The sequence below is a fragment of the Mycolicibacterium smegmatis genome, from assembly GCF_001457595.1.
In the GTDB taxonomy this organism is placed as follows: domain Bacteria; phylum Actinomycetota; class Actinomycetes; order Mycobacteriales; family Mycobacteriaceae; genus Mycobacterium; species Mycobacterium smegmatis.
Map to the genome: position 1 here is coordinate 736,265 of NZ_LN831039.1, position 19,356 is coordinate 755,620.

A 19,356-nucleotide genomic window follows, 5' to 3' on the forward strand; every position below is an offset into this window, starting at 1 on the left:
CATGACGGCCCCTATCTGGATGGCTCTGCCGCCCGAGGTGCACTCGTCGCTGCTGTCCAGCGGCCCAGGCCCCGGGTCGCTGCTGGCCGCCGCGGGGGCGTGGCAGTCGCTCAGCGCCGAATACGCCGCGGCGGCAGCCGAACTCACGAGTGTGCTGAGCGCGGTGCAGGCCGGCTCGTGGGAAGGTCCGAGTTCCGAGCAGTATGTCGCGGCCCACGCGCCGTATCTGCAGTGGCTCGCGCAGCAGAGCGCCAACAGCGCGGCCGCGGCCGTCCAGCACGAGACCGCGGCCGCGGCGTACTCCACGGCACTGGCCACGATGCCGACCATGGCCGAACTGGCGCTCAACCACACCATGCACGGTGTGCTCGTGGCCACGAACTTCTTCGGGATCAACACGATCCCGATCGCGCTCAACGAGGCCGACTACGTGCGCATGTGGATCCAGGCCGCCACCACCATGAGCACCTATCAGGCGGTCTCGGGCGCTGCGGTGGCCGCGGCGCCGGTGAGCGCACCGGCGCCGTTCCTGCTCAAACCGGGTGTCGGCGAGGCCGGTTCGGCCTCGGCGAGTGTGCAGCAGATGTCGGCCCAGGCCACGGCCGCCGAATCAGGCTCGAGCCTCGACCTTTCCAGCATCATCTCCGACCTGCTGAACCAGTACCTGCAGGGCGTGCCCGGGGGCCAGGCGATCCTCGACTTCCTCAAGGACCCACTGGGCAACCTGGGCCGGCTGCTGACGGACTTCATGACGAATCCGGCCGGTGCCCTGGCGACATGGTGGCCGTTCCTGTTCGGCGTGGCCTACCAGGTGTTCTTCAACCTGGTCGGCTGGCCGACGTGGGGCATGATCTTCGCGTCGCCGTTCCTGATCCCGGCGCTGGCCGCGCTGGGCATCACCGGCCTGGTCCTGCTCATCGACCACGTGCTGAACAACCCGGTCGATGTGCCCGCCGAGGATGAGGCGCCGCAGGAGGTGGCAGCCGCGCCTCGCACGGATCAGCCGTTGGCAGTGGGCATCTCACCCGCGGGCGTGCCCGGGTCCGCCGCGACCGCCGCGGCCCCGGCTCCTGCGCCTGCAGGCACCACGGTGGCCGCCCCGGCGCCGGCCGCCGCGACGTTCGTGCCGTACGCGGTGGCCAACCGTGATCCCGGTGAGGGCTTCACGCCGACGTTGGGGAACAAATCGCAGGTCGCCGCGCCCGCATCGGGCGTCCCGGCCGCGGCCTCCGGCGTGGCGGCGTCCCTCGCCTCGCGGCGAAAGCGCCGGCGCAAGAAGGGCGCCCAGATCGAGGAACGCGGCTACGCCGACGCCTACATGGATTACGAGGAGCCGGACGAGGACCCGGCGCCCCAGCCGGAGCCCCGCGTGCGCGCCTCCGAACGTGGCTCGGATGCAATGGGATTCACCGGGACGGTGACCAGACACGACGTCACCGCCGCCGGGCTGACCACGCTGACCGGCGACACCTTCGACGACCGGCCGGTCACCCCCATGCTGCCCGGCACGTGGGACGGCGACGAGAATCCGGCGCCGAGCCCCGATGATCCGGAAGGGGGTCCGCGCCGCTGACCAGACCGTTTAGCAGTTCCGGAACCACCACCTTCGAAAGGAAACAGTCATGAGTCTTCTCGACGCTCACATCCCCCAGCTGATCGCGTCCGAGGCCAACTTCGGCGCCAAGGCCGCCCTGATGCGCAGCACCATCGCCCAGGCCGAGCAGGCCGCGATGAGTTCGCAGGCCTTCCACATGGGTGAGGCCTCCGCGGCCTTCCAGGCCGCGCATGCCCGTTTCGTCGAGGTCTCGGCCAAGGTCAATGCGCTGCTCGACATCGCGCAGCTCAACATCGGCGACGCGGCCTCGAGCTACGTCGCGCAGGACGCCGCCGCGGCCAGCACCTACACCGGTATCTGATCACCCCGTCTTCTTCACCGAACCAGGAGTTCTCATGTCCCAGATCATGTACAACTACCCGGCGATGCTCGCGCACGCCGCGGAGATGAACACCTACTCCGGTGCGCTGCACGCCGTCGGCGCCGACATCGCCGCCGAGCAGCACGCGCTGGCGAGCGCCTGGCAGGGCGACACCGGTATGACCTACCAGGCGTGGCAGGCCCAGTGGAACCAGGCCATGGAGGAACTCGTGCGTGCCTACCGCGCGATGGCCACCACGCACGAGCAGAACACCATGGCGATGAGCGCGCGCGACCAGGCCGAAGGCGCCAAGTGGGGATGATGCCGGATCACCGTGGGGCCTAACGCTGTTGAGCTGACCACCGACCAGGCCTGGTGCCTCGCCGATGTCCTGGGCGCCGGGTCGTACCCGTGGGTGCTGGCGATCACGCCGCCGTACAGCGATCACTCGCAGCGGTCGGCGTTCCTCGCAGCGCAGTCCGCGGAACTGACCCGGATGGGCGTCGTCAACTCTGCCGGTGCGGTCGATCCCCGGGTCGCGCAGTGGATCACGACGGTCTGCCGTGCGACACAGTGGCTCGATCTGCGGTTCGTGTCGGGACCGGGTGATCTGTTGCGCGGCATGGTCGCCCGCCGGTCGGAAGAAACCGTCGTCGCGTTGCGCAACGCGCAGTTGGTCACCTTCACCGCGATGGACATCGGCCACCAGCACGCACTGGTGCCGGTGCTCACAGCGGGGCTGTCAGGACGGAAACCTGCCCGGTTCGACGACTTCGCACTGCCCGCCGCCGCGGGTGCGCGGGCCGACGAGCAGATCCGCAACGGAGCCCCACTGGCCGAGGTGCTGGAGTTCCTCGGGGTTCCGCCCTCGGCGCGGCCACTGGTCGAGTCGGTGTTCGACGGTCGGCGCACCTACGTCGAGATCGTCGCGGGCGAGCACCGCGACGGCCACCGCGTCACCACCGAAGTGGGGGTCAGCATCGTCGACACCGCACAGGGCCGGATACTGGTTCACCCGACGAAAGCCTTCGACGGAGAGTGGATCTCGACCTTCACGCCCGGCAGCGCCGACGCGATCGCCATGGCGGTCGAGCGGCTGACCGCATCCCTCCCCAGCGGATCCTGGTTCCCCGACCAGCCGCTCACCCGCGACTTCGACGAAGACGCGGCAACCCACCGAGAACCAGTTCTCCAGAGAAGAACCCAGAAAGCATAGGAATGTCCGAGAACACTGTGATGCCGATCGTCCGGGTGGCCGTGCTGGCCGCCGGAGACGACGGTGGCCGGCTGACCGAGATGGCCCTGCCGTCCGAGTTGCCACTGCGCGAGATCCTGCCCGCGGTCCAGCGCATCGTGCAGCCCGCCCGTGAGAACGACGGTGCCGCCGATCCGGCCGCAGCGCCGAACCCGGTGCGGCTCAGCCTCGCTCCGATCGGCGGTGCGCCGTTCAGCTTGGACGCCACGCTCGACACGGTCGGCGTCGTCGACGGTGATCTGCTCGCGCTGCAGGCGGTCCCGTCCGGACCGCCCGCGCCGCGGATCGTGGAGGACATCGCCGACGCCGCGGTCATCTTCTCCGAGGCACGCAGGCGCCAGTGGGGTCCCACGCACATCGCGCGTGGTGCGGCGCTCGCGCTGATCGGGCTGATCCTCGTCGGCACGGGACTTTCCGTCGCCCACCGGGTGATCACCGGGGATCTGCTCGGACAGTTCATCGTCAGCGGCATCGCGCTGGCCACCGTGATCGCGGCGCTGGCCGTGCGCAACCGGTCCGCGGTGCTCGCGACGTCGCTGGCCGTCACCGCACTCGTCCCAGTGGCCGCGGCGTTCGCGCTGGGTGTGCCAGGTGATTTCGGCGCGCCGAACGTGCTGCTCGCCGCGGCCGGTGTCGCCGCGTGGTCGTTGATCAGCATGGCCGGCTCGCCCGACGACCGCGGTATCGCGGTGTTCACCGCGACCGCCGTGACCGGCGTCGGCGTCCTGCTGGTCGCGGGCGCGGCGTCGCTGTGGGTCATCTCGTCGGACGTCATCGGCTGCGCGCTGGTGCTCCTCGGTCTGATCGTCACGGTGCAGGCCGCACAACTGTCGGCGATGTGGGCCCGGTTTCCGCTGCCGGTGATCCCGGCGCCCGGCGATCCGACGCCTGCCGCGCGGCCCCTTTCGGTACTCGCCGATCTGCCGCGCCGCGTGCGGGTGAGCCAGGCGCACCAGACCGGTGTGATCGCCGCGGGTGTGCTGTTGGGCGTCGCCGGTTCGGTGGCCCTGGTGAGCTCGGCGAACGCCTCGCCGTGGGCCTGGTACATCGTGGTCGCCGCGGCGGCCGGTGCGGCGCTGCGCGCCCGGGTCTGGGACTCCGCGGCCTGCAAGGCGTGGCTGCTGGGGCACTCCTATCTGCTGGCCGTGGCACTGCTGGTGGCGTTCGTGATCGGCGATCGGTACCAGGCCGCGCTGTGGGCGCTGGCCGCGCTCGCCGTGCTCGTGCTGGTCTGGATCGTCGCGGCGCTCAACCCGAAGATCGCCTCGCCGGACACCTATTCGCTGCCGATGCGCCGCATGGTCGGCTTCCTCGCCACCGGCCTCGACGCGTCGCTGATCCCGGTGATGGCGCTGCTGGTCGGCCTGTTCAGCCTCGTGCTCGACAGGTGATGCCCCGGTGATCCACAAGAGTCTGGGCGTCGTGGCGACGGCCGGTCTGGTACTGCTGATCGGCTGCCCGTCCGCGGGTGCCGTCAGTCCACCACAGGTGGACCCGCAGATCGCGCCGCCGCCAGGAACCGCGGGACCCGCGCAGCCGATGATGCAGCGCAGCGAGTGCATCACGACCTCTGTGCTGCCCGGCACCGACCCGGGTGCGGTGAGCCCGAACCAGTTGGCGCTCAACCTGTCCGGCGCATGGCAGCACAGCCGCGGGGCCGGTCAGACGGTCGCGGTGATCGACACCGGTGTGCAGCCCGGCCCGCGTCTGCCCAACGTCGAAGCCGGCGGCGACTACATCGAATCGACCGACGGCCTCACCGACTGCGACGGGCACGGTACGTCGGTGGCGGGTCTGATCGCCGGTCAGCCCGGCCCGGACGGGTTCTCCGGCGTGGCACCGGAGGCCCGGCTGATCTCCATCCGCCAGAACTCCCCGCGATTCGCACCCCGCACACCCGGGGCCGACTCTGAAGCAACCAGGGCTGCAAGCGATGCCGAGACCCTGGCGCGTGCCGTGGTACGCGCGGCCGACATGGGCGCGCGCGTCATCAACATCTCACTGGTGACGTGTCTGCCCGCCGACCGGACGATCGACCAGTCCGCACTCGGTGCGGCACTGCGCTATGCGGCGCTCGAGAAGGACGCCGTGATCGTCGCGGCCGCGGGCAACAACCGCGGCGGCGTCTCCACCGGCGCAGCGTGCGAATCGAATCCGCTGCCTTCGGGCACACCGGGCGATCCGCGCAACTGGAACGGCGTCACGTCGGTGTCCATCCCGTCGTGGTGGCAGCCCTACGTGCTGTCGGTGGGTGCGGTCGACTCCACCGGGCAGCCGTCGAGTTTCACGATGGCAGGTCCGTGGGTCGGGATCGCCGCGCCGGGGGAGAACATCGTCTCGGTGAGCAATGCACCCGACGGTGGCCTGTCCAACGCGTTGCCGTCCGAGCGTGACCGGTTGGTGCCGCTCACCGGAACCAGCTATGCGGCCGCGTACGTCTCGGGAGTGGCCGCGTTGGTGCGCAGCAAGTTTCCCGATCTCACCGCGCGGCAGGTGGTGCACCGCCTGACCACCACGGCGCAGGGCGCCGCGCGGTCGCCGTCCAATCTCATCGGTGCCGGCATGGTCGACCCGGTGGCCGCACTCACCTGGGACGTCGCCGATGTCCCACTCGACGGTCCGGCCGCACCCGAGGGCAGGCCCATCGCGGCGCCCCCTGAGCCCGAACCACGCGACAACACCCCGCGGATCATCGCGTTCGTGGGTACCGGGGTCCTGGCAGCGGCCGTCGGTGCCGCGTTCTACGCCACCTACCGTCGGAAGGACAAGACCACATGACCGCCCGGATAGCGCTGGCATCCCTGTTCGTCGTCGCGGCGGTGCTCGCCCAACCGTGGCAGACCACCACGCAGCGTTGGGTTCTCGGTGTCTCGATCGCCGCGGTGATCGTGCTGCTGGCCTGGTGGAAAGGCATGTTCCTGACCACCCGGATCGGCCGCGCGCTAGCGATGGTGCGCCGCAACCGCGCCGAGGACACCGTCGAGACCGATGCGCACAGGGCGACCGTGGTGCTGCGCGTCGACCCGGCCGCACCGGCCCAGTTGCCCGTCGTGGTCGGTTATCTGGACAGGTACGGCATCACGTGCGACAAGGTGCGGATCACCCACCGCGACGCAGGGGGCACGCGGCGCAGCTGGATCAGCCTCACGGTGGATGCCGTCGACAACCTTGCGGCGCTGCAGGCTCGTTCGGCACGAATCCCGTTGCAGGACACCACCGAGGTCGTGGGCCGTCGGCTTGCCGACCACCTGCGTGAGCAGGGCTGGACCGTCACGGTCGTCGAAGGCGTGGACACGCCGCTGCCGGTGTCGGGCAAGGAGACCTGGCGCGGCGTCGCCGACGACGCCGGTGTGGTGGCGGCCTACCGCGTCAAGGTCGACGACCGTCTCGACGAGGTGCTCGCCGAGATCGGCCATCTGCCGGCCGAAGAGACTTGGACCGCACTGGAGTTCACCGGATCTCCCGCCGAGCCGTTGTTGACGGTTTGCGCCGCGGTGCGCACATCGGACCGCCCGGCCGCCAAGGCGCCGCTGGCCGGCTTGACCCCGGCGCGTGGCAGGCACCGGCCCGCACTGGCCGCGCTGAACCCGTTGTCGACCGAACGGCTCGACGGCACCGCGGTGCCACTGCCTGCCGTGGTGCGGACCTCGGTGAAGGGTTCAGTCGAACATGAAGCCGCGCAGGAAGCGGGTCATCCGGCGTAGGTAGTCCGGCTGGCTCACGTGCAGCAGGTGGTTGCCGGGGAACCAGTGGAACGCACAGCGATCCCAGTGCTCCCACAGCAGTTCGGCCTGCTGCGGCGGGGCCAGCCGGTCACCGAGACCGGTGATGATGAGCCGGCGCTCCTTGGCCACCAGAGGCTGGTAGTGCAGCGGTGACGCGTAGCGGGCAGCTGCCTCGGTCAGCTCTGGATCGGTGTGGGCGATGTGGCGCTCCAACGCCACGAGCATGTTGGCCGGGAACCATTCGTCGACCGTCCGGTCCGGTGTCACCACAGGAACATTCGGGATCACGGCCTGGATCCGGTGGTCGACGCTCGCCAGCAGGGCCGAGGTGAAACCGCCGAGCGAGATGCCCGTCAACGCGATCCGATCCACGCCGGTGAACTCCAGATGGTCCATCACCGAACGGAAATCGTGCACGGCCTGGGCCATGGCCTCGGCGAAACCGGCTAATCCGTTGGCGAAGTAGCCGTATCCGCTGAACGGCGAGAACCGTTCGGCACGCAGCCCATGGAACGGCAGGGTGTACAGCAGCACGTCGTACCCTGCGCGGTAGAACCACGGCAGCGACAGGAACAGGCCGTTCGCGAGGTACGGCGAGCCCATGAAACCGTGGATCACGCACAGCGTGGGATGCGGGCCGTCGTTGTGGCGCCAGTGCTGCGCACGCACGATGTTGTTGCGAACGTGGCCGCGGCACCGCTCGCGCAACGCCGGGTTGACGGCCCGGAAGCTGCTCTGGAACCGGATGTTCTCGACGCGGCCGTGCGCGACCCACTCGGCGACCGGATTTGCCGGGCGCGACGAGACCCGCGGCGGTTCGGTGGGGCGCGGAAAGGATCGCTCGGGATCTTTGGCCTCGGCCAGGTCGGCGTAGAACCGCATGTGCTCGTGCTCGATCCGCGAATCCCTTCGCCGCAGGATCGTGGCGGCGGTCCTGGGCAGCATGGAGGCCGCGACCACCGAGGCCACTCCGGTGCGCAACGCGATGTCGGCGGCCGCCGATGCATCGACGATGGCCTTCTGCCGCAGCGTGAGGTCGATCCGGCGGGGGAGCCCCCGTGACGTCGCATCGGCACCCGGTACGTCGGGAATCGGGATCGGGGGATCAACCGGATCAACGCTGGACGGCTCCACGCCCCGATGCTAACGAATCACAGCAACCGGTAGACGGTTGTCGAGCCGATCCTGACGCCCGCGTGATGCGCTGCGACCCAATCGGCGATCTCGCGGGTGTGCGCCCTGGTGTGGTTCGCGCTGCGAATGACCTCGCCGTGTTGCGGGCGCCCGGCCTCGACGTAGAACGTGACGCGCCGGGCGTGCACGTCGTCGATGAACTCCGGCAGTGTCGGCACCGGGTCGCCGCGCCACCCGCCGACGGCCATCACGGACGTACCCGAGGCGATCTCCAGCGCCGCTGCCGCCTGTGAGCCGTTCGTGGCGGCTGACCACGCGGTGGTGGCCGTGGCGAGGAGGTCCGCGAGTTGCCGGTTGGACGCCAGATCACCCAGCCATCCGTCGCCGCGCTCCTGTTGCACCGCCAACGGTTGGCTTCCGTGGTGCGGTGTCACTGCCGTGGCCGCGGTGACCACGGCGGTGGGCAGCACCGCGACGACGGCGCACAGCACGGCCGCCACGGGTGCGGACCGCCGTGCGGCGAGCAGTCCCAGCACGGCAAACGCGGCCGCACCGGCGAACACGGCGAGTTGCCGCGGTGGCGAAAACGCGTTGCGGTGCAACAACACCGAGGCGGTGATCGCGGCCGACGCCCCCAGCAAGGCCAATGCGGCACGGCCGTCGACACGTGCGCGGCGCTGCCAACCCCATACTGAGCCAAGGGCGACCAGCGCCCCGACCGCCGGTGCGAGCAGCACGGTGTAGTACGCGTGCACCATGCCGCGCATGTACCCGAACACGATTGCGCCTGAGAGCAACCACGCGGTCCACATCACCAGCGCGGCCAGTTGTGTGCGGGGCAGGTGGCCGCGCACCGCGAGAAAGGAACCGACCACCGCCGCGACCACGGCCGCGGGCAGCAACCAGCCGATCTCGACACCGATCTCACCGGTGAACAACCGTGCGACACCGGTGTGTGCGGTGTGCCCACCGCTGACGATGCGGTCGATTCCGTTGTAGCCCAACGCCAGTTCGAGTTCGTTGTCGTCGGTGGATCCGCCGACGAACGGCCGCTCGCCCGGTGGGACCAGTTGCACCACCACGATCCACCATCCCGCCGCGATCACCACGGCCGCCGCGCCGGCCAGCAGATGGACCGCGCGCCGCCGCCACGTCGTCGGCGCGAGCAGCAGATACGTCAGCGCGAAAGCCGGTGCCACGATCAAACCTTCGAGCATCTTGGTGAGAAACGCGGCCCCCAGGGCAGCGCCTGCCGCCACCACCCACCACACCGCTGCGGACCCGACTGCGCGCGTCAGACAATGGGCCGCGGCGACCAGCACAAGCACGAGAAGCGCATCGGGGTTGTCGAACCGGAACATCAACGCCGCGGCCGGTGTGAACGCCAGGACCGCGCCGGCCAGCAGGGCCCCGGCCGCGGCGTGACGTGTACCGGTCAGCGTGCGCCGCACGGTCGCGTACAGCACCGTCACCGCCGCAACGCCCATCACGGCCTGCGGTGCCAGCACGGACCATGGACTCATCCCGAACAACCGCACCGACAGACCGGTGATCCACAGCGCCGCGGGCGGTTTGTCGACCGTGATGAAGTCGTGGGCGTCGAGCGCACCGTAGAACCACGCCGACCAACTCTGCGCCCCGGCCTGCGCCGCCGCGGCGTAGAAGTCGTTGCCGTAGCCGTTGATCGACAGATGCCACAGGTACAGCACAGCGGTGACGGTCAGCAGCGTGACCAGGCCCACGCGCTCCCACCGCGAGGTCGTCATGCGCATACCGTGCCCGAGCAGGCTGCGAACGGGCTGTGAGTTCTACCGGGACGCCACGCCGAACAGCCGTGCGGCGTTGTCGTGCAGGACGTTGCGGCGCCACGTGTCGTCGATGCCCGGCAGATCGACGGTGTGCCGCAGCGCGTCGGCGTAGCCGTACGGGATGTTGGGGAAGTCGCTACCGAACAGGATGCGCTCGCCCAGGTCGTACAACCGTGCCCGATCGGCGGGCGGGAACGGCATCATGGCCTCGGAGAACGGCGTGAACGCCATCGTGGTGTCGAGCCGGACCCCGTCGAATCTCTCGGTCAGGTCCAGGAATTCGCTGTACTCGGGCATTCCCATGTGCGCGATGATCAGCACCAGGCGCGGATGGCGGGTCAGCAGTTTCTCGACCCGTTCCGGTCCGGTGTACTCACCCGGCGCCGGACCGGAACCGCAGTGGATCACCACCGGGACCACCGCGTCCTCGACCATGCCCCACACCTCGTCCAGCAACGGGTCGTTGGGGTCGTACGCGCCGACCTGGATGTGCGCCTTGAAGATCTGCGTGCCCGCGTCGATCGCCTCGGCGACGTAGCGCCCGGCCTGCTCTTCGGGGTAGAACGTCGCGGTCGAGAGGCAGTCCGGCGTGTTGCGCGCGAACTCGCGCGCCCACTGGTTGAGCCACGTGGCCATATCCGGTTTGTGCGGGTACACCAGCGACGAGAACCGGCGGACCCCGAACTCGCGCAGCGTCGCCAGGCGCTGTTGTTCGTCGGCGCGGTAGGTGATCGGCCACTCCCGGCCGATCAGCGGGCCCTGGCTGTCGAAGTACTGCCAGACCTTGTCCATGACGTTCTTCGGCATGAAGTGGGTGTGCACGTCGATCAGGCCCGGAAGCCCCAGGTCCGACCAGATACTACGCACCGCTGCTATCTCGTCCATCATCAGCGATGATGTCAGTAGCCGCCGAGGGGGGCAGAATCGGCCTGGTGTGGAATCCCGAAACCTACCTCAACTTCGCAGATCACCGGGGTCGCCCGTTCTTCGAGCTGCTGGCGCGCATCGGTGCGCGCACGCCGCGCCGGGTGGTCGACCTGGGGTGCGGGCCGGGCAACCTGACCGAGACGCTGACGCAACGCTGGCCCGGCGCGCAGGTCGAGGCCTTGGACTCCTCGCCCGAGATGGTGGCCGCGGCCCGCGAACGCGGCGTCGACGCCCGCGTCGGTGCCATCGAGGACTGGCAACCCACGCCCGACACCGACGTCGTCATCTCGAACGCGGCCCTGCAGTGGGTGCCCTCGCACCGCGAATTGATCGTGGCGTGGGCTCAGCGCTTGCCCGCCGGTGCGTGGCTGGCGTTCCAGGTGCCCGGGAACTTCGACTCGCCGTCGCACCGTGCCGTGCGCACGGTCGCCCGAAGCGAGGCATTCGCCGATGCCCTGCGCGACATGCCGTGGCGCGACGCCCATCAGGTCGACGATCCGCTGGACTACGCCGGCCTGCTCACCGACGCCGCATGCACGGTCGATGCGTGGGAGACCACCTATGTACACGAATTGACCGGCGAGACACCGGTTCTCGACTGGATCACGGGTACCGCGCTCACCCAGGTGCGCAGCAGGCTCGACAACACCGCGTGGCAGCGGTATCGCGAGGCCATCATCCCGCTGCTGGCAGAGGCCTATCCGAGACGGCCGGACGGCATCACATTCTTCCCGTTCCGGCGCGTGTTCGTGGTGGCCCAGATCCGGTGACTTGCGGAGTTTTTCCGGCGCCTGGCGCATGAAAAACTCCACGAATCGCTAGAGGGGCAGGCCGTCGCGTTGGGCATCGCGGCGGTAGCGCTCGACCCATTCGTCGGAGCGTTGGTCGGCTTGACGTTCCAGGACGGGTTTGGGTGCCAGGCGTGGGTCCTGGCCGAGTGCTTCGAGCACGGTCCCGACCACCTCGGTGAGATTGCGCCACAGATACGGGTAGTCGACGTCGATGGGTTCGACGTTCTCCTCGGTGAACCAGGCGCGCCAGCCCTCCTCCTGGGCCCGCAGCATCGTGATCACGTGGGCGATGGCGCCCGCGTGGTATTCGGCGCGCGCGTCGCGCACCGGATCGGGCCGACCGCGCCACACGCGCGTCTGCACCGCACGCCAGAACGACACGGCCTGGGACACCACGTCGGGCCGATGGATGTGGATGAGCACCGGATCGCTGCCCACGACGTCGCGGATCGCCGACAGCAGGCCCGAACCCGAGCGATCAGGCAGATCCTTGGCGCGTTGCACCAGAAGCGGCGTCTGGTTCCACATGAGCTTGCCGCCCCACACGCCGTTGGGGGTACGGCCGACGGTCTGGATGTAATCGCGCCAGATGGTCGCCGGCGCCAGATCGGGCTTGCCTTCGATGAGCGGATCGAGCAGACGCAGGATCGACTGGTCCTCGACATCGGCGAACCACTCACGTGGTTGCGGCGACATGCTGGTGTTGGGCAGGTACTGGAAGAACTCCTGCGGCTCACCTGCCACACCGGTGGCGCGCAGGGACTCCACGAGCAGAGTGGAACCGCTGCGCTGAGATGCGAGCACCAGGTAGGCGGTGGGGTGGTCGGACATGTCCGGGACTTTAACCGCAGAAAGTTTGCTGCGCCTATTCAGCGGAGCGTCAAGAGTTTTCACTCATTGTGAGCGAAACTATCTGCGCGAGTCCTCGATCCCGCGCTCTGCGGCGATCGCCGACCTGCTGGTGGCCGGGCGCCCGTGGATTGCGAGATAGGTCTCGGTGTACCGCTCGGAGATCCGGGTGCCCGCGAAATCCGACGGGATGACGTCATTGGTCTCCTGACGCCAGGCGTTGAGCAGAAGGGCGAGTTCGGATGCGATCGCCTCGGCCTTGTCTGCGGTGTCAGGGCAGGCATCCGGGCCCAGGAGGTTGTTCGCCTCGCCGGGATCGGCCACGAGATCGTACAGTTCGCGGCCGGGGCGCGGGGCGAGCACGTCGGGGGCGAGGATGCGGCCCGGCGGGCTGTCGGCGATGTCCCACGGCAGGTCCAAAAGGGGCCGGGCAGCGTAGTTTTCGATGTAGCTGTACTCCTTGGTCCGCACTGCGCGGATCGGGTCGAACGAATCGTGGTAGGTCTTGGTGGTGTACACCGCGGTGCGCACCTCCTCAGAGTTGTTCGCGCTCTTGAGATTGTCCGCATGCGAGAGACCCTCGACCTCGTCGGGGACCGGCACGCCCAGCAGGTCGAGCAGCGTGGGCAGCAGGTCCACTCCGCTGAACAACTCCTCGTACCGGTGCGGCGCGATGCCAGCAGCGCGCGGCGGGCGGATGATCATCGCGATGCCGGTGCCCGCGTCGTACAGCGTCGACTTGGCCCGCGGCAACGCCGGTCCGTGGTCGGTCATGAACACCACCCACGTGTTGTCGTCGAGTCCGGAGCCGCTCAGCGCGTCGAGCAGTTCCCCGACCTTGGCGTCGGCGACGGCGATCGACCCGTAGAACTCGGCGAGATCTTCGCGCACGTCGTCGGTGTCGGGCAGATAGGCGGGCACCGAAACGGCGTCGGCGTCGGCCGGTTCATAGCGGTCACGAGGATATGGGCGGTGCGTCTCGAAGAACCCGGCCGTGAGCAGGAACGGCCGCTCGGGCGGGTCGGTGAGCCAGCGGGTGGCCTGCTCGACGACGTACTCGCAGTACGAATTCGACACGTCGAACTCGTCGAACCCGAGCCGGTCGGGGAACGAGGTCTCGTGCTGCATCCCGAACAGCGCAGTATGCCAACCGGATTCGGACAGGATCTGCGGAAGTGTGCGCACCCCGGCGCGGTACTCCCAGCCGTGGTGGGCCAGGCCCACCAGACCGTTGCTCTGCGGGTAGCGGCCGGTGAACAGCGAACCCCGCGAGGGCGAGCACAGCGGCGCGGTGGCGTGTGCACGCGTGAACAGGACGCCTTCGCGCGCGAGTTGGTCCAACCGGGGGCTGCTCACGTCGGTATGGCCGTAGGCGCCCAGATACCGCCCCAGGTCGTGCCAGTGCACGATCAGCAGGTTCTGCCGTTGCGGCTCGGTCACGTCGCATCCTTTCCGTCCTCGAGACGACCGAACAGCCTCGGCCGCGTTCCCGCAACCGTTTGGCTCATCGAGAGCAACTCATCCTTACGGGTGGTACTGCACGCCGACGGCCCGGAACACGTACTCGGGACCGACGTCGAACGCGAGCGACCGCCGCGGCAGGCGCGCCAGGACGTCCTCGGGTATGGCGACCTTGTAGTGCAGGGACAGATGTCCTTCGAAATGCCCGTAGCGGTGGCCGTCGACCCGGGCCAGATCGGCCTCGATCACCAGGCCATGGGCGGACAGTTCGGCGGTCACCGCCCCGTTCTGCGGTGCCGACCACGGCTGGTCGACGGTGCGGCCCGCCAGCTTGGGCAGGGTCGCCAGGGTCGCCAGCGCGCGTTGTTCGGTGAGCATCACCGAGCCGGCGTAGCTGGAAACGCTGTTCGCGGCGCGTTTGCCCGGGATGGCGCCGCTGAACCGCCTGGTCACCGGGACGTACTCGGCCAGGAACAGCACGCCTTCGGCCTCGGCCTCCGCACGCAGGGCATCGGGCAGTTCACCGATGCGCAAGAGCTTTCGCAGGAACAGTGCCACCCCTGCACGGTAGCTCGCCGCGACGTGTCACCGGGCGGTGCCACGTGTGGCTGGTAGAGATGGTCGGGTGGAGAGAACCCGCGGGTTGCTGATCGCGTCGGCGCTGGTGGCTGTCGCGGTGTATGCGCTCATGTGGATCGGGTACCGGTCGGGATGGCCGTGGCTGGTCTCGTTCGACGACGCCGGGCTGGATCCGGCGTTCCGCTTCGGCACCGAGCACCCGGCCTGGGTGACGGCCTGGAATGTGTTCTGCACCGTGCTGGGGCCGTACTCGTTTCGCGCGGTGTTCGCGGTCTTCATCGTCGTGGCACTCATAAGGCGGCACTTCCGGCCCGCGGTGTTCGCCCTGTTGTCGGTCGAGCTGAGCGGATTGGTGACGCAGCTGGCGAAGCTGGCGTCCGACCGTCCGCGCCCGCCCACCGCGCTCGTGTACGCGTCGTGGACGTCGTTTCCGTCCGGTCATGCGCTCGGGGTGATGGTGTGCGTGCCGGCCCTGCTCGCGCTCGTGTGGCCGCTGCTGCGCGGCGCGTGGCGCGGCTGGGCGGTGGCCGCGGGCGCGCTGGTCATCGTCGCCATCGGTGTGGGGCGCGTGGTGCTCAACGTGCACCACCCGTCCGATGTCGTCGCGGGCTGGGCGCTGGGCTACGCGTTCTTCGTGGTGTGCCTGCTGCTCGCGCCGCCGTATCCCGACGTCAGGGCAAGGGGCGAAATACCGGAAGTGCGCGGTATCGCGACGTGAACGTCGCCTCGGTGTAGGGCTCGCCGACCTCGCCGTCGTGCGCCAGCACCGTCGGCCCGTCGACGGTCTCGAAGTGGAACTGCGGCACCTGCATCTCGTGGTAGAGCGGGCTGCGTTCGAGCCGGCCCAGCAGCATCGAGGTCGCGATGCGCAGCCGCCCGAACCGTTTGCCCGTCTCGAGGATCCGGACGTCGATGAGGCCGTCGTCCATGCGCGGCCGCAACGACGGCGCGAAACCGGACGGGAAGTACACCGAGTTGCCCAGGAAGAACAGCGAGGTCTCGACGGTCTTGTCGTCGTAGGTGATGCGCACCGGTTCGTCGCGGCGCAGCGTGAGGTACAGCGCGTACGCGGCCGCGACGCGCTTGCCCAGGCGGTGCTCGAGCTTCTCGCGGATCCGCACGAACTTGGGGTAGGCGCCGATGCTGGCGGTGTTGAGCACCATGTGCTTGTCGTTGAGGCACACCAGGTCCACGTATGCCGCACTGCCCTGCCGGATGGCCTCGACCGTGCGGGCCACGGTGTCGCAGCCGATGTCCTTCGCGAAGTGGTTGAATGTGCCGCCCGGGAACACCGCGAGCGGCAGGCCGGCCTCCACCGCGATGCCCGCGGCGCACGCCACGGTGCCGTCGCCGCCACCCACGGCGAGGACCTCGCAGCGCGACGCGGCCTCGCGCAGCACCTCCTCGATGTCGTCGTCCTCGTCGAGCTCGACGACCTCGGCCTGGGGCAGTGCCTCGCGCACCTCCTCGACGACGCGCGCGCCGGTACCGCTGCCCGAGGCCGGGTTGATCACCAGCGTGACGCCCGACCCTTCCGGTCGGGGTGCGGTCTTGTACCGCAGCGGCTCCGATGTGGGCAGGCTCGCGGCGGGGATGGTCGGCACGATGCGGGCGCCGAGGATCGCGATGGTGGCGCCGATACCGAATCCGGCGAACACGTCACCCGGATAGTGCGCACCGGTCGCGACCCGCGACAGGCCGACGAGTCCGGCGAGCAATGCGAGCGGAAGGCCGATCGGGGCGGATTCGAGGCCGACGCCGACCGCGAAGGCCGCCGCGCTCGAGGAGTGCCCCGACGGCAGGGAATGCGACGTGGGGACGCGACGGGTCTGCCGGATCAGCGGGATGATGCTGCGGTCGGGGCGCGGCCTGCGCCAGATGCGCTTGGCGATCTGATTGGTCACCAGGCTCGTGACCGCGAGGCTCGCGATGCCGCGTACCGCGCCGCGCCGAGCCGAGTTCCCGCCGACCGCGCCGAGGCCGGCGGCGATGACGAACCAGAGCTTCGAGTGGTCGGCGGCCCTGGTCAACTTCGGCATGAGGGAGTCGAGCAGTGGGCTGGGGGATTCGGCGACCGCCTCGAACACTTCACGGTCGAGTGTGCCGAGTCCACGGCCGATCTTTGGCACGTCCATGAACCCAACCTATCCGCCCGGAACCGGATCGTGTCTGAACAGTTACGTGGCGTATAGGTGTGCCCCCGACTATGGACGGGTGCGCCGACTACTCGTATCGCTGTGCGTGGCGGCCGTGGCACTGGCGTGCGCACCGAGCGCGGCAGCCGTGGAGAACCCGTGGTTCGCGCGATCGGTCGGCACTGCCACCCAGGTGATTTCCGTTGTGGGCGTGGGTGGTTCGAAGGCCAAGATGGATGTCTACCAGCGCACCGCGGCAGGCTGGCAGCCCGTGGGCGTAGGCATCGAAGCCTGGATCGGCGCCAACGGGATGGCCCCGCAGACCCACGACGGCGAGATGAAGACGCCGATGGGCATCTTCACGCTCGACTTCGCGTTCGGGACCGCGCCGAATCCCGGTGGCGGGCTGAAATATGTGCAGGTGGGCCCGGACCACTGGTGGGACGGCGACATGAAGAGCCCCACCTACAACACCATGCAGGTGTGCAAGAAGGCACAGTGCCCGTTCGACACCGACCCCCGCAGCGGCACCGAGAATCTGAACATCCCGCAGTACCGGCATGCCGTGGTGATGGGCGTGAACAAGGCCAGGGTGCCGGGCAACGGCGGAGCCTTCTTCGTGCACAACACCGACGGCGGGCCGACCGCGGGATGTGTGGCCATCGACGACGCGACGCTGGTACAGATCATCCGCTGGTTGCGGCCGGGCGCGCTGATCGCGGTGGCGAAGTAGCGACGTCAGATATGCAGTGCGGCACCCGGTTTCAGGTGGAAGTTCAAGTTCTCCAGTGACATGGTGGCGTCATAGGTGCGGTCGTAGCCGGTGGCGCTGATCTTCCAGCCGTCGGAGGTGCGGCGGTAGGTGTCGCGGTAGAAGGCCGCGCCGATCAGCATGAAGTTGAAGTCGGGCGCGATCACGCGGTCCTGCAGGTACCAGGTCCCCGTGGCCTCATCACCGTCGACGGTGATCTCGGGATGGGCGACGCGGTGCTCGGTGATGATCGACGGCCCCAGCGACTGGCGCATGTAGTCCACGAGCGCCGCGCGATCGGTGAAGTGCAGCGCCTCGCCGAGGGACTGGCCGTAGTCGCCCCGTACGTCCTCGGTGAGCGTGTCGGCGAACTCGTCCCAGTTCTTGGTGTCCAGCGCGCGCAGGTACCGGTACTTGACCCGCTCGATGTCCTTTATGTCGATGTCGTCATTGACTCGGAGGTTGTCACCCATGCCCGATATTGCAGCACATGAGCAGGCGTCACGGTGCGGGTGTCAGGCCATGGGTGGCCGGGCCCTCCAGAAGGGTGCCGTCGGGCGCGAACCGTGACCCGTGCAGCGGGCACTCCCACGCCTCGTCGGAATCGTTCCACTCGACGATGCCGCCGAGGTGCGGGCACACGGGGGACACGCGGCGTTCGACGCCGTCGACGACGCTGCAGGCCTCCATGCGCCACGGCGGGCCTGCGACCACACCGCCGTCGTCAGGGACGCCGTCGCCCCTACGCAGTATCGGGGTGACCCACCCCTTGGCCATGTTGAACCCCACCTCGAGGTTGACCTTCAAGGCCGTCGGGATCCCGGACAGCTCATGCGGACTCCAACTGTCGAACGCCTGGGACCAGTCCATCCGGCCGCCCAGGATCCGGCTCGACAACGCGAGCGCCGCTGCGGTGCCGTTGGTCATGCCCCACTTGTCGAAACCTGTTGCCACAAAGACTTTTTCGTTGCCCGGCAGGAGCGGGCCCACGTAGGGAAGCTCGTCGACGGGCGTGTAGTCCTGCGCCGACCAGTAGTGCGTCTGGATCGCACCGGGCCAGTGCACCTTGGCCCACGACGCGAGTTCGTCGACGTCGTCGGACGGATGCGAGCGGCGGCCCACGGTATGTCCGGCCCCGCCCACGATCAGCCGGTCCCCGTCGGCGGTGGGGGCGTAACGCACCGAGCGGGTGGGGGAATCGGTCGAGATGTACATGCCGCGCGTCGCCGCACCCGGAACCCGGAACGCCAGGCAGTACGAGCGGTGCGGCGACAACCGGGCGAAGAAGCCGCCACGGTCGAGAATCGGTATCCCCGTGGCCAGTACGCACTGTCCGGCGCGCACGTCCAACTCGGTTCCGGTGTGGCTGCGCACCTTGATCTTCAGACCCGACGAGTCCTGCGACACGCCCAGCACGCGGGTGCCTTCCACGAGCCTGCCGTTACGCTCGTCGAGTTCGACGATGAGCTTGTCCAGCAAGGGCATCGGATCGAACTGGGCCTGATCGGGCAACCGGACGCCGCCCGCGAACGGGAACGGGACGTCGGCTGCGTCGACCCAGTCGGCGTCGAGTCCCACCTCGCGGCACGCGTCGTACTCGGCGCGTGCCGACGCGATGCCCTTCTCGGATTGTGCGTAGGTGTAGGCGTCCTCACGCTGCAGCGACAGGCCGTTGGCATCGCAGTACCCGGCCAGCCACTCCTGGCCCTCGAGGTTCCCCTGCACGTACTGCCCGGCGACCTTGGCCCCGTGCTTGCGAAGGATCTTCGACATCTTGGTGCCCTGCAGCAGGCTGATCTTGGCGGTGGTGTTCCCGGTCGCGCCTGCGCCTGCCGTGTACGCCTCCAGCACCAGTACGTCTTTACCCGCGCGGGCCAGCAGCACGGCCGTGATCAGGCCCGTGATTCCCGCTCCGACCACGACGACGTCGGCTGTGCAGTTGGTTTCGTCCAGGTACGGAGGTGTGGGTCGCTCGGCACGGCCGGCGAGCCACAGGGATGTTGCGGAGGTCATGGCCTCCCTGTA

At 69.0% G+C, this 19,356-nt stretch carries 19 protein-coding genes; 10 read left to right on the plus strand and 9 right to left on the minus strand.

The features are described from left to right. Position 1: 1 nt before the first annotated feature. The 7 genes from AT701_RS03200 to eccE are packed head-to-tail and all read left to right on the plus strand — an operon-like array spanning position 2 to position 6,875. Complete coding sequence (locus tag AT701_RS03200) at positions 2-1,573, plus strand: PPE family protein (protein ID WP_011727070.1); 1,572 nt, start codon at positions 2-4, stop codon at positions 1,571-1,573. Positions 1,574-1,622: 49 nt separating this feature from the next. After that, positions 1,623-1,916: a type VII secretion system protein EsxG gene (gene esxG, locus AT701_RS03205; RefSeq protein ID WP_011727071.1), complete on the plus strand. Its 294-nt coding sequence runs from the start codon at positions 1,623-1,625 to the stop codon at positions 1,914-1,916. 34 nt (positions 1,917-1,950) lie between these two features. Continuing rightward, positions 1,951-2,238 carry a WXG100 family type VII secretion target gene (locus tag AT701_RS03210; protein WP_003892041.1) on the plus strand — a complete coding sequence of 96 codons (288 nt, stop codon included), beginning with the start codon at positions 1,951-1,953 and terminating at the stop codon, positions 2,236-2,238. A 12-nt stretch (positions 2,239-2,250) separates the two neighbouring features. Beyond that, on the plus strand, positions 2,251-3,132 hold the full coding sequence (locus AT701_RS03215) for an ESX secretion-associated protein EspG (RefSeq protein ID WP_003892042.1): 882 nt from the start codon (positions 2,251-2,253) through the stop codon (positions 3,130-3,132). 2 nt (positions 3,133-3,134) lie between these two features. Continuing rightward, entirely contained in the window at positions 3,135-4,562 is a 1,428-nt protein-coding gene (gene eccD, locus AT701_RS03220) for a type VII secretion integral membrane protein EccD (protein WP_011727073.1), read from the plus strand. 7 nt (positions 4,563-4,569) lie between these two features. Next, positions 4,570-5,949, plus strand: coding sequence for a type VII secretion system ESX-3 serine protease mycosin MycP3 (gene mycP3, locus AT701_RS03225; RefSeq protein WP_058125160.1), 1,380 nt, complete (start codon positions 4,570-4,572; stop codon positions 5,947-5,949). Then, positions 5,946-6,875, plus strand: coding sequence for a type VII secretion protein EccE (gene eccE, locus AT701_RS03230; protein WP_003892045.1), 930 nt, complete (start codon positions 5,946-5,948; stop codon positions 6,873-6,875). The genes mycP3 and eccE overlap by 4 nt, the downstream gene beginning before the upstream one ends. Here the strand turns inward: eccE and AT701_RS03235 are convergent. From AT701_RS03235 to AT701_RS03245, 3 genes are read right to left on the minus strand one after another with little or no spacing between them, the layout of a single operon-like run. Beyond that, positions 6,831-8,030 carry an alpha/beta hydrolase family protein gene (locus AT701_RS03235; protein ID WP_011727075.1) on the minus strand — a complete coding sequence of 400 codons (1,200 nt, stop codon included), beginning with the start codon at positions 8,028-8,030 and terminating at the stop codon, positions 6,831-6,833. The two genes, eccE and AT701_RS03235, sit on opposite strands and share 45 nt — an antisense overlap. Positions 8,031-8,047: 17 nt before the next feature. Next, positions 8,048-9,796, minus strand: coding sequence for an ArnT family glycosyltransferase (locus tag AT701_RS03240; RefSeq protein ID WP_011727076.1), 1,749 nt, complete (start codon positions 9,794-9,796; stop codon positions 8,048-8,050). Between the two features lie 42 nt (positions 9,797-9,838). Beyond that, positions 9,839-10,723 (minus strand): amidohydrolase family protein, encoded by an 885-nt coding sequence (locus tag AT701_RS03245; RefSeq protein WP_174519566.1) that lies wholly within the window; start codon positions 10,721-10,723, stop codon positions 9,839-9,841. Positions 10,724-10,770: 47 nt separating this feature from the next. Here AT701_RS03245 and AT701_RS03250 point away from each other — a divergent pair, with 47 nt between their 5' ends. Continuing rightward, a complete protein-coding gene (locus AT701_RS03250) occupies positions 10,771-11,535 on the plus strand; it encodes a trans-aconitate 2-methyltransferase (RefSeq protein ID WP_058125162.1) in 765 nt (254 codons plus the stop codon). Between the two features lie 48 nt (positions 11,536-11,583). Here the strand turns inward: AT701_RS03250 and stf0 are convergent, their stop codons facing one another. The 3 genes from stf0 to AT701_RS03265 all read right to left on the minus strand — a co-directional run bounded on the left by stf0 (position 11,584) and on the right by AT701_RS03265 (position 14,424). After that, positions 11,584-12,387: a trehalose 2-sulfotransferase gene (gene stf0, locus AT701_RS03255; protein ID WP_011727079.1), complete on the minus strand. Its 804-nt coding sequence runs from the start codon at positions 12,385-12,387 to the stop codon at positions 11,584-11,586. A 78-nt stretch (positions 12,388-12,465) separates the two neighbouring features. After that, positions 12,466-13,845, minus strand: a complete 1,380-nt coding sequence (locus tag AT701_RS03260) for a sulfatase family protein (protein ID WP_003892051.1) — start codon at positions 13,843-13,845, stop codon at positions 12,466-12,468. An 84-nt stretch (positions 13,846-13,929) separates the two neighbouring features. After that, positions 13,930-14,424 (minus strand): hypothetical protein, encoded by a 495-nt coding sequence (locus AT701_RS03265; RefSeq protein ID WP_003892052.1) that lies wholly within the window; start codon positions 14,422-14,424, stop codon positions 13,930-13,932. Positions 14,425-14,491: 67 nt separating this feature from the next. On the opposite strand from AT701_RS03265, the gene AT701_RS03270 reads away from it, so the two are divergent. Next, entirely contained in the window at positions 14,492-15,163 is a 672-nt protein-coding gene (locus tag AT701_RS03270) for a phosphatase PAP2 family protein (RefSeq protein WP_011727080.1), read from the plus strand. On the opposite strand, the gene AT701_RS03275 is transcribed toward AT701_RS03270, so the two are convergent. Beyond that, positions 15,117-16,580 carry a bifunctional phosphatase PAP2/diacylglycerol kinase family protein gene (locus AT701_RS03275; RefSeq protein WP_011727081.1) on the minus strand — a complete coding sequence of 488 codons (1,464 nt, stop codon included), beginning with the start codon at positions 16,578-16,580 and terminating at the stop codon, positions 15,117-15,119. The two genes, AT701_RS03270 and AT701_RS03275, sit on opposite strands and share 47 nt — an antisense overlap. 79 nt (positions 16,581-16,659) lie before the next feature. Between AT701_RS03275 and AT701_RS03280 the strand changes: the two genes are divergently transcribed. Beyond that, positions 16,660-17,313, plus strand: a complete 654-nt coding sequence (locus AT701_RS03280) for a L,D-transpeptidase family protein (RefSeq protein WP_014876820.1) — start codon at positions 16,660-16,662, stop codon at positions 17,311-17,313. A gap of 5 nt (positions 17,314-17,318) precedes the next feature. Here the strand turns inward: AT701_RS03280 and AT701_RS03285 are convergent, their stop codons facing one another. Both AT701_RS03285 and AT701_RS03290 read right to left on the minus strand, forming a co-directional pair. Further along, the gene (locus AT701_RS03285) at positions 17,319-17,804 is read right to left on the minus strand and encodes a nuclear transport factor 2 family protein (protein WP_058125163.1); all 486 of its coding nucleotides are present in this window, start codon (positions 17,802-17,804) and stop codon (positions 17,319-17,321) included. Positions 17,805-17,832: 28 nt separating this feature from the next. Next, positions 17,833-19,344 (minus strand): FAD-dependent oxidoreductase, encoded by a 1,512-nt coding sequence (locus tag AT701_RS03290; protein WP_058125164.1) that lies wholly within the window; start codon positions 19,342-19,344, stop codon positions 17,833-17,835. Positions 19,345-19,356 lie beyond the last annotated feature (12 nt).

What these genes read in the sequence shown, in the direction of transcription:
- AT701_RS03200 (WP_011727070.1), top strand. Translation starts at nt 2, where the DNA reads ATGACGGCCCCTATCTGGATGGCTCTGCCGCCCGAGGTGCACTCGTCG.
- esxG (WP_011727071.1), top strand. Translation starts at nt 1,623, where the DNA reads ATGAGTCTTCTCGACGCTCACATCCCCCAGCTGATCGCGTCCGAGGCC.
- AT701_RS03210 (WP_003892041.1), top strand. Translation starts at nt 1,951, where the DNA reads ATGTCCCAGATCATGTACAACTACCCGGCGATGCTCGCGCACGCCGCG.
- eccD (WP_011727073.1), top strand. Translation starts at nt 3,135, where the DNA reads ATGTCCGAGAACACTGTGATGCCGATCGTCCGGGTGGCCGTGCTGGCC.
- eccE (WP_003892045.1), top strand. Translation starts at nt 5,946, where the DNA reads ATGACCGCCCGGATAGCGCTGGCATCCCTGTTCGTCGTCGCGGCGGTG.
- AT701_RS03240 (WP_011727076.1), bottom strand. Translation starts at nt 9,796, where the DNA reads ATGACGACCTCGCGGTGGGAGCGCGTGGGCCTGGTCACGCTGCTGACC.
- AT701_RS03245 (WP_174519566.1), bottom strand. Translation starts at nt 10,723, where the DNA reads ATGGACGAGATAGCAGCGGTGCGTAGTATCTGGTCGGACCTGGGGCTT.
- stf0 (WP_011727079.1), bottom strand. Translation starts at nt 12,387, where the DNA reads ATGTCCGACCACCCCACCGCCTACCTGGTGCTCGCATCTCAGCGCAGC.
- AT701_RS03275 (WP_011727081.1), bottom strand. Translation starts at nt 16,580, where the DNA reads ATGGACGTGCCAAAGATCGGCCGTGGACTCGGCACACTCGACCGTGAA.
- AT701_RS03285 (WP_058125163.1), bottom strand. Translation starts at nt 17,804, where the DNA reads ATGGGTGACAACCTCCGAGTCAATGACGACATCGACATAAAGGACATC.
- AT701_RS03290 (WP_058125164.1), bottom strand. Translation starts at nt 19,344, where the DNA reads ATGACCTCCGCAACATCCCTGTGGCTCGCCGGCCGTGCCGAGCGACCC.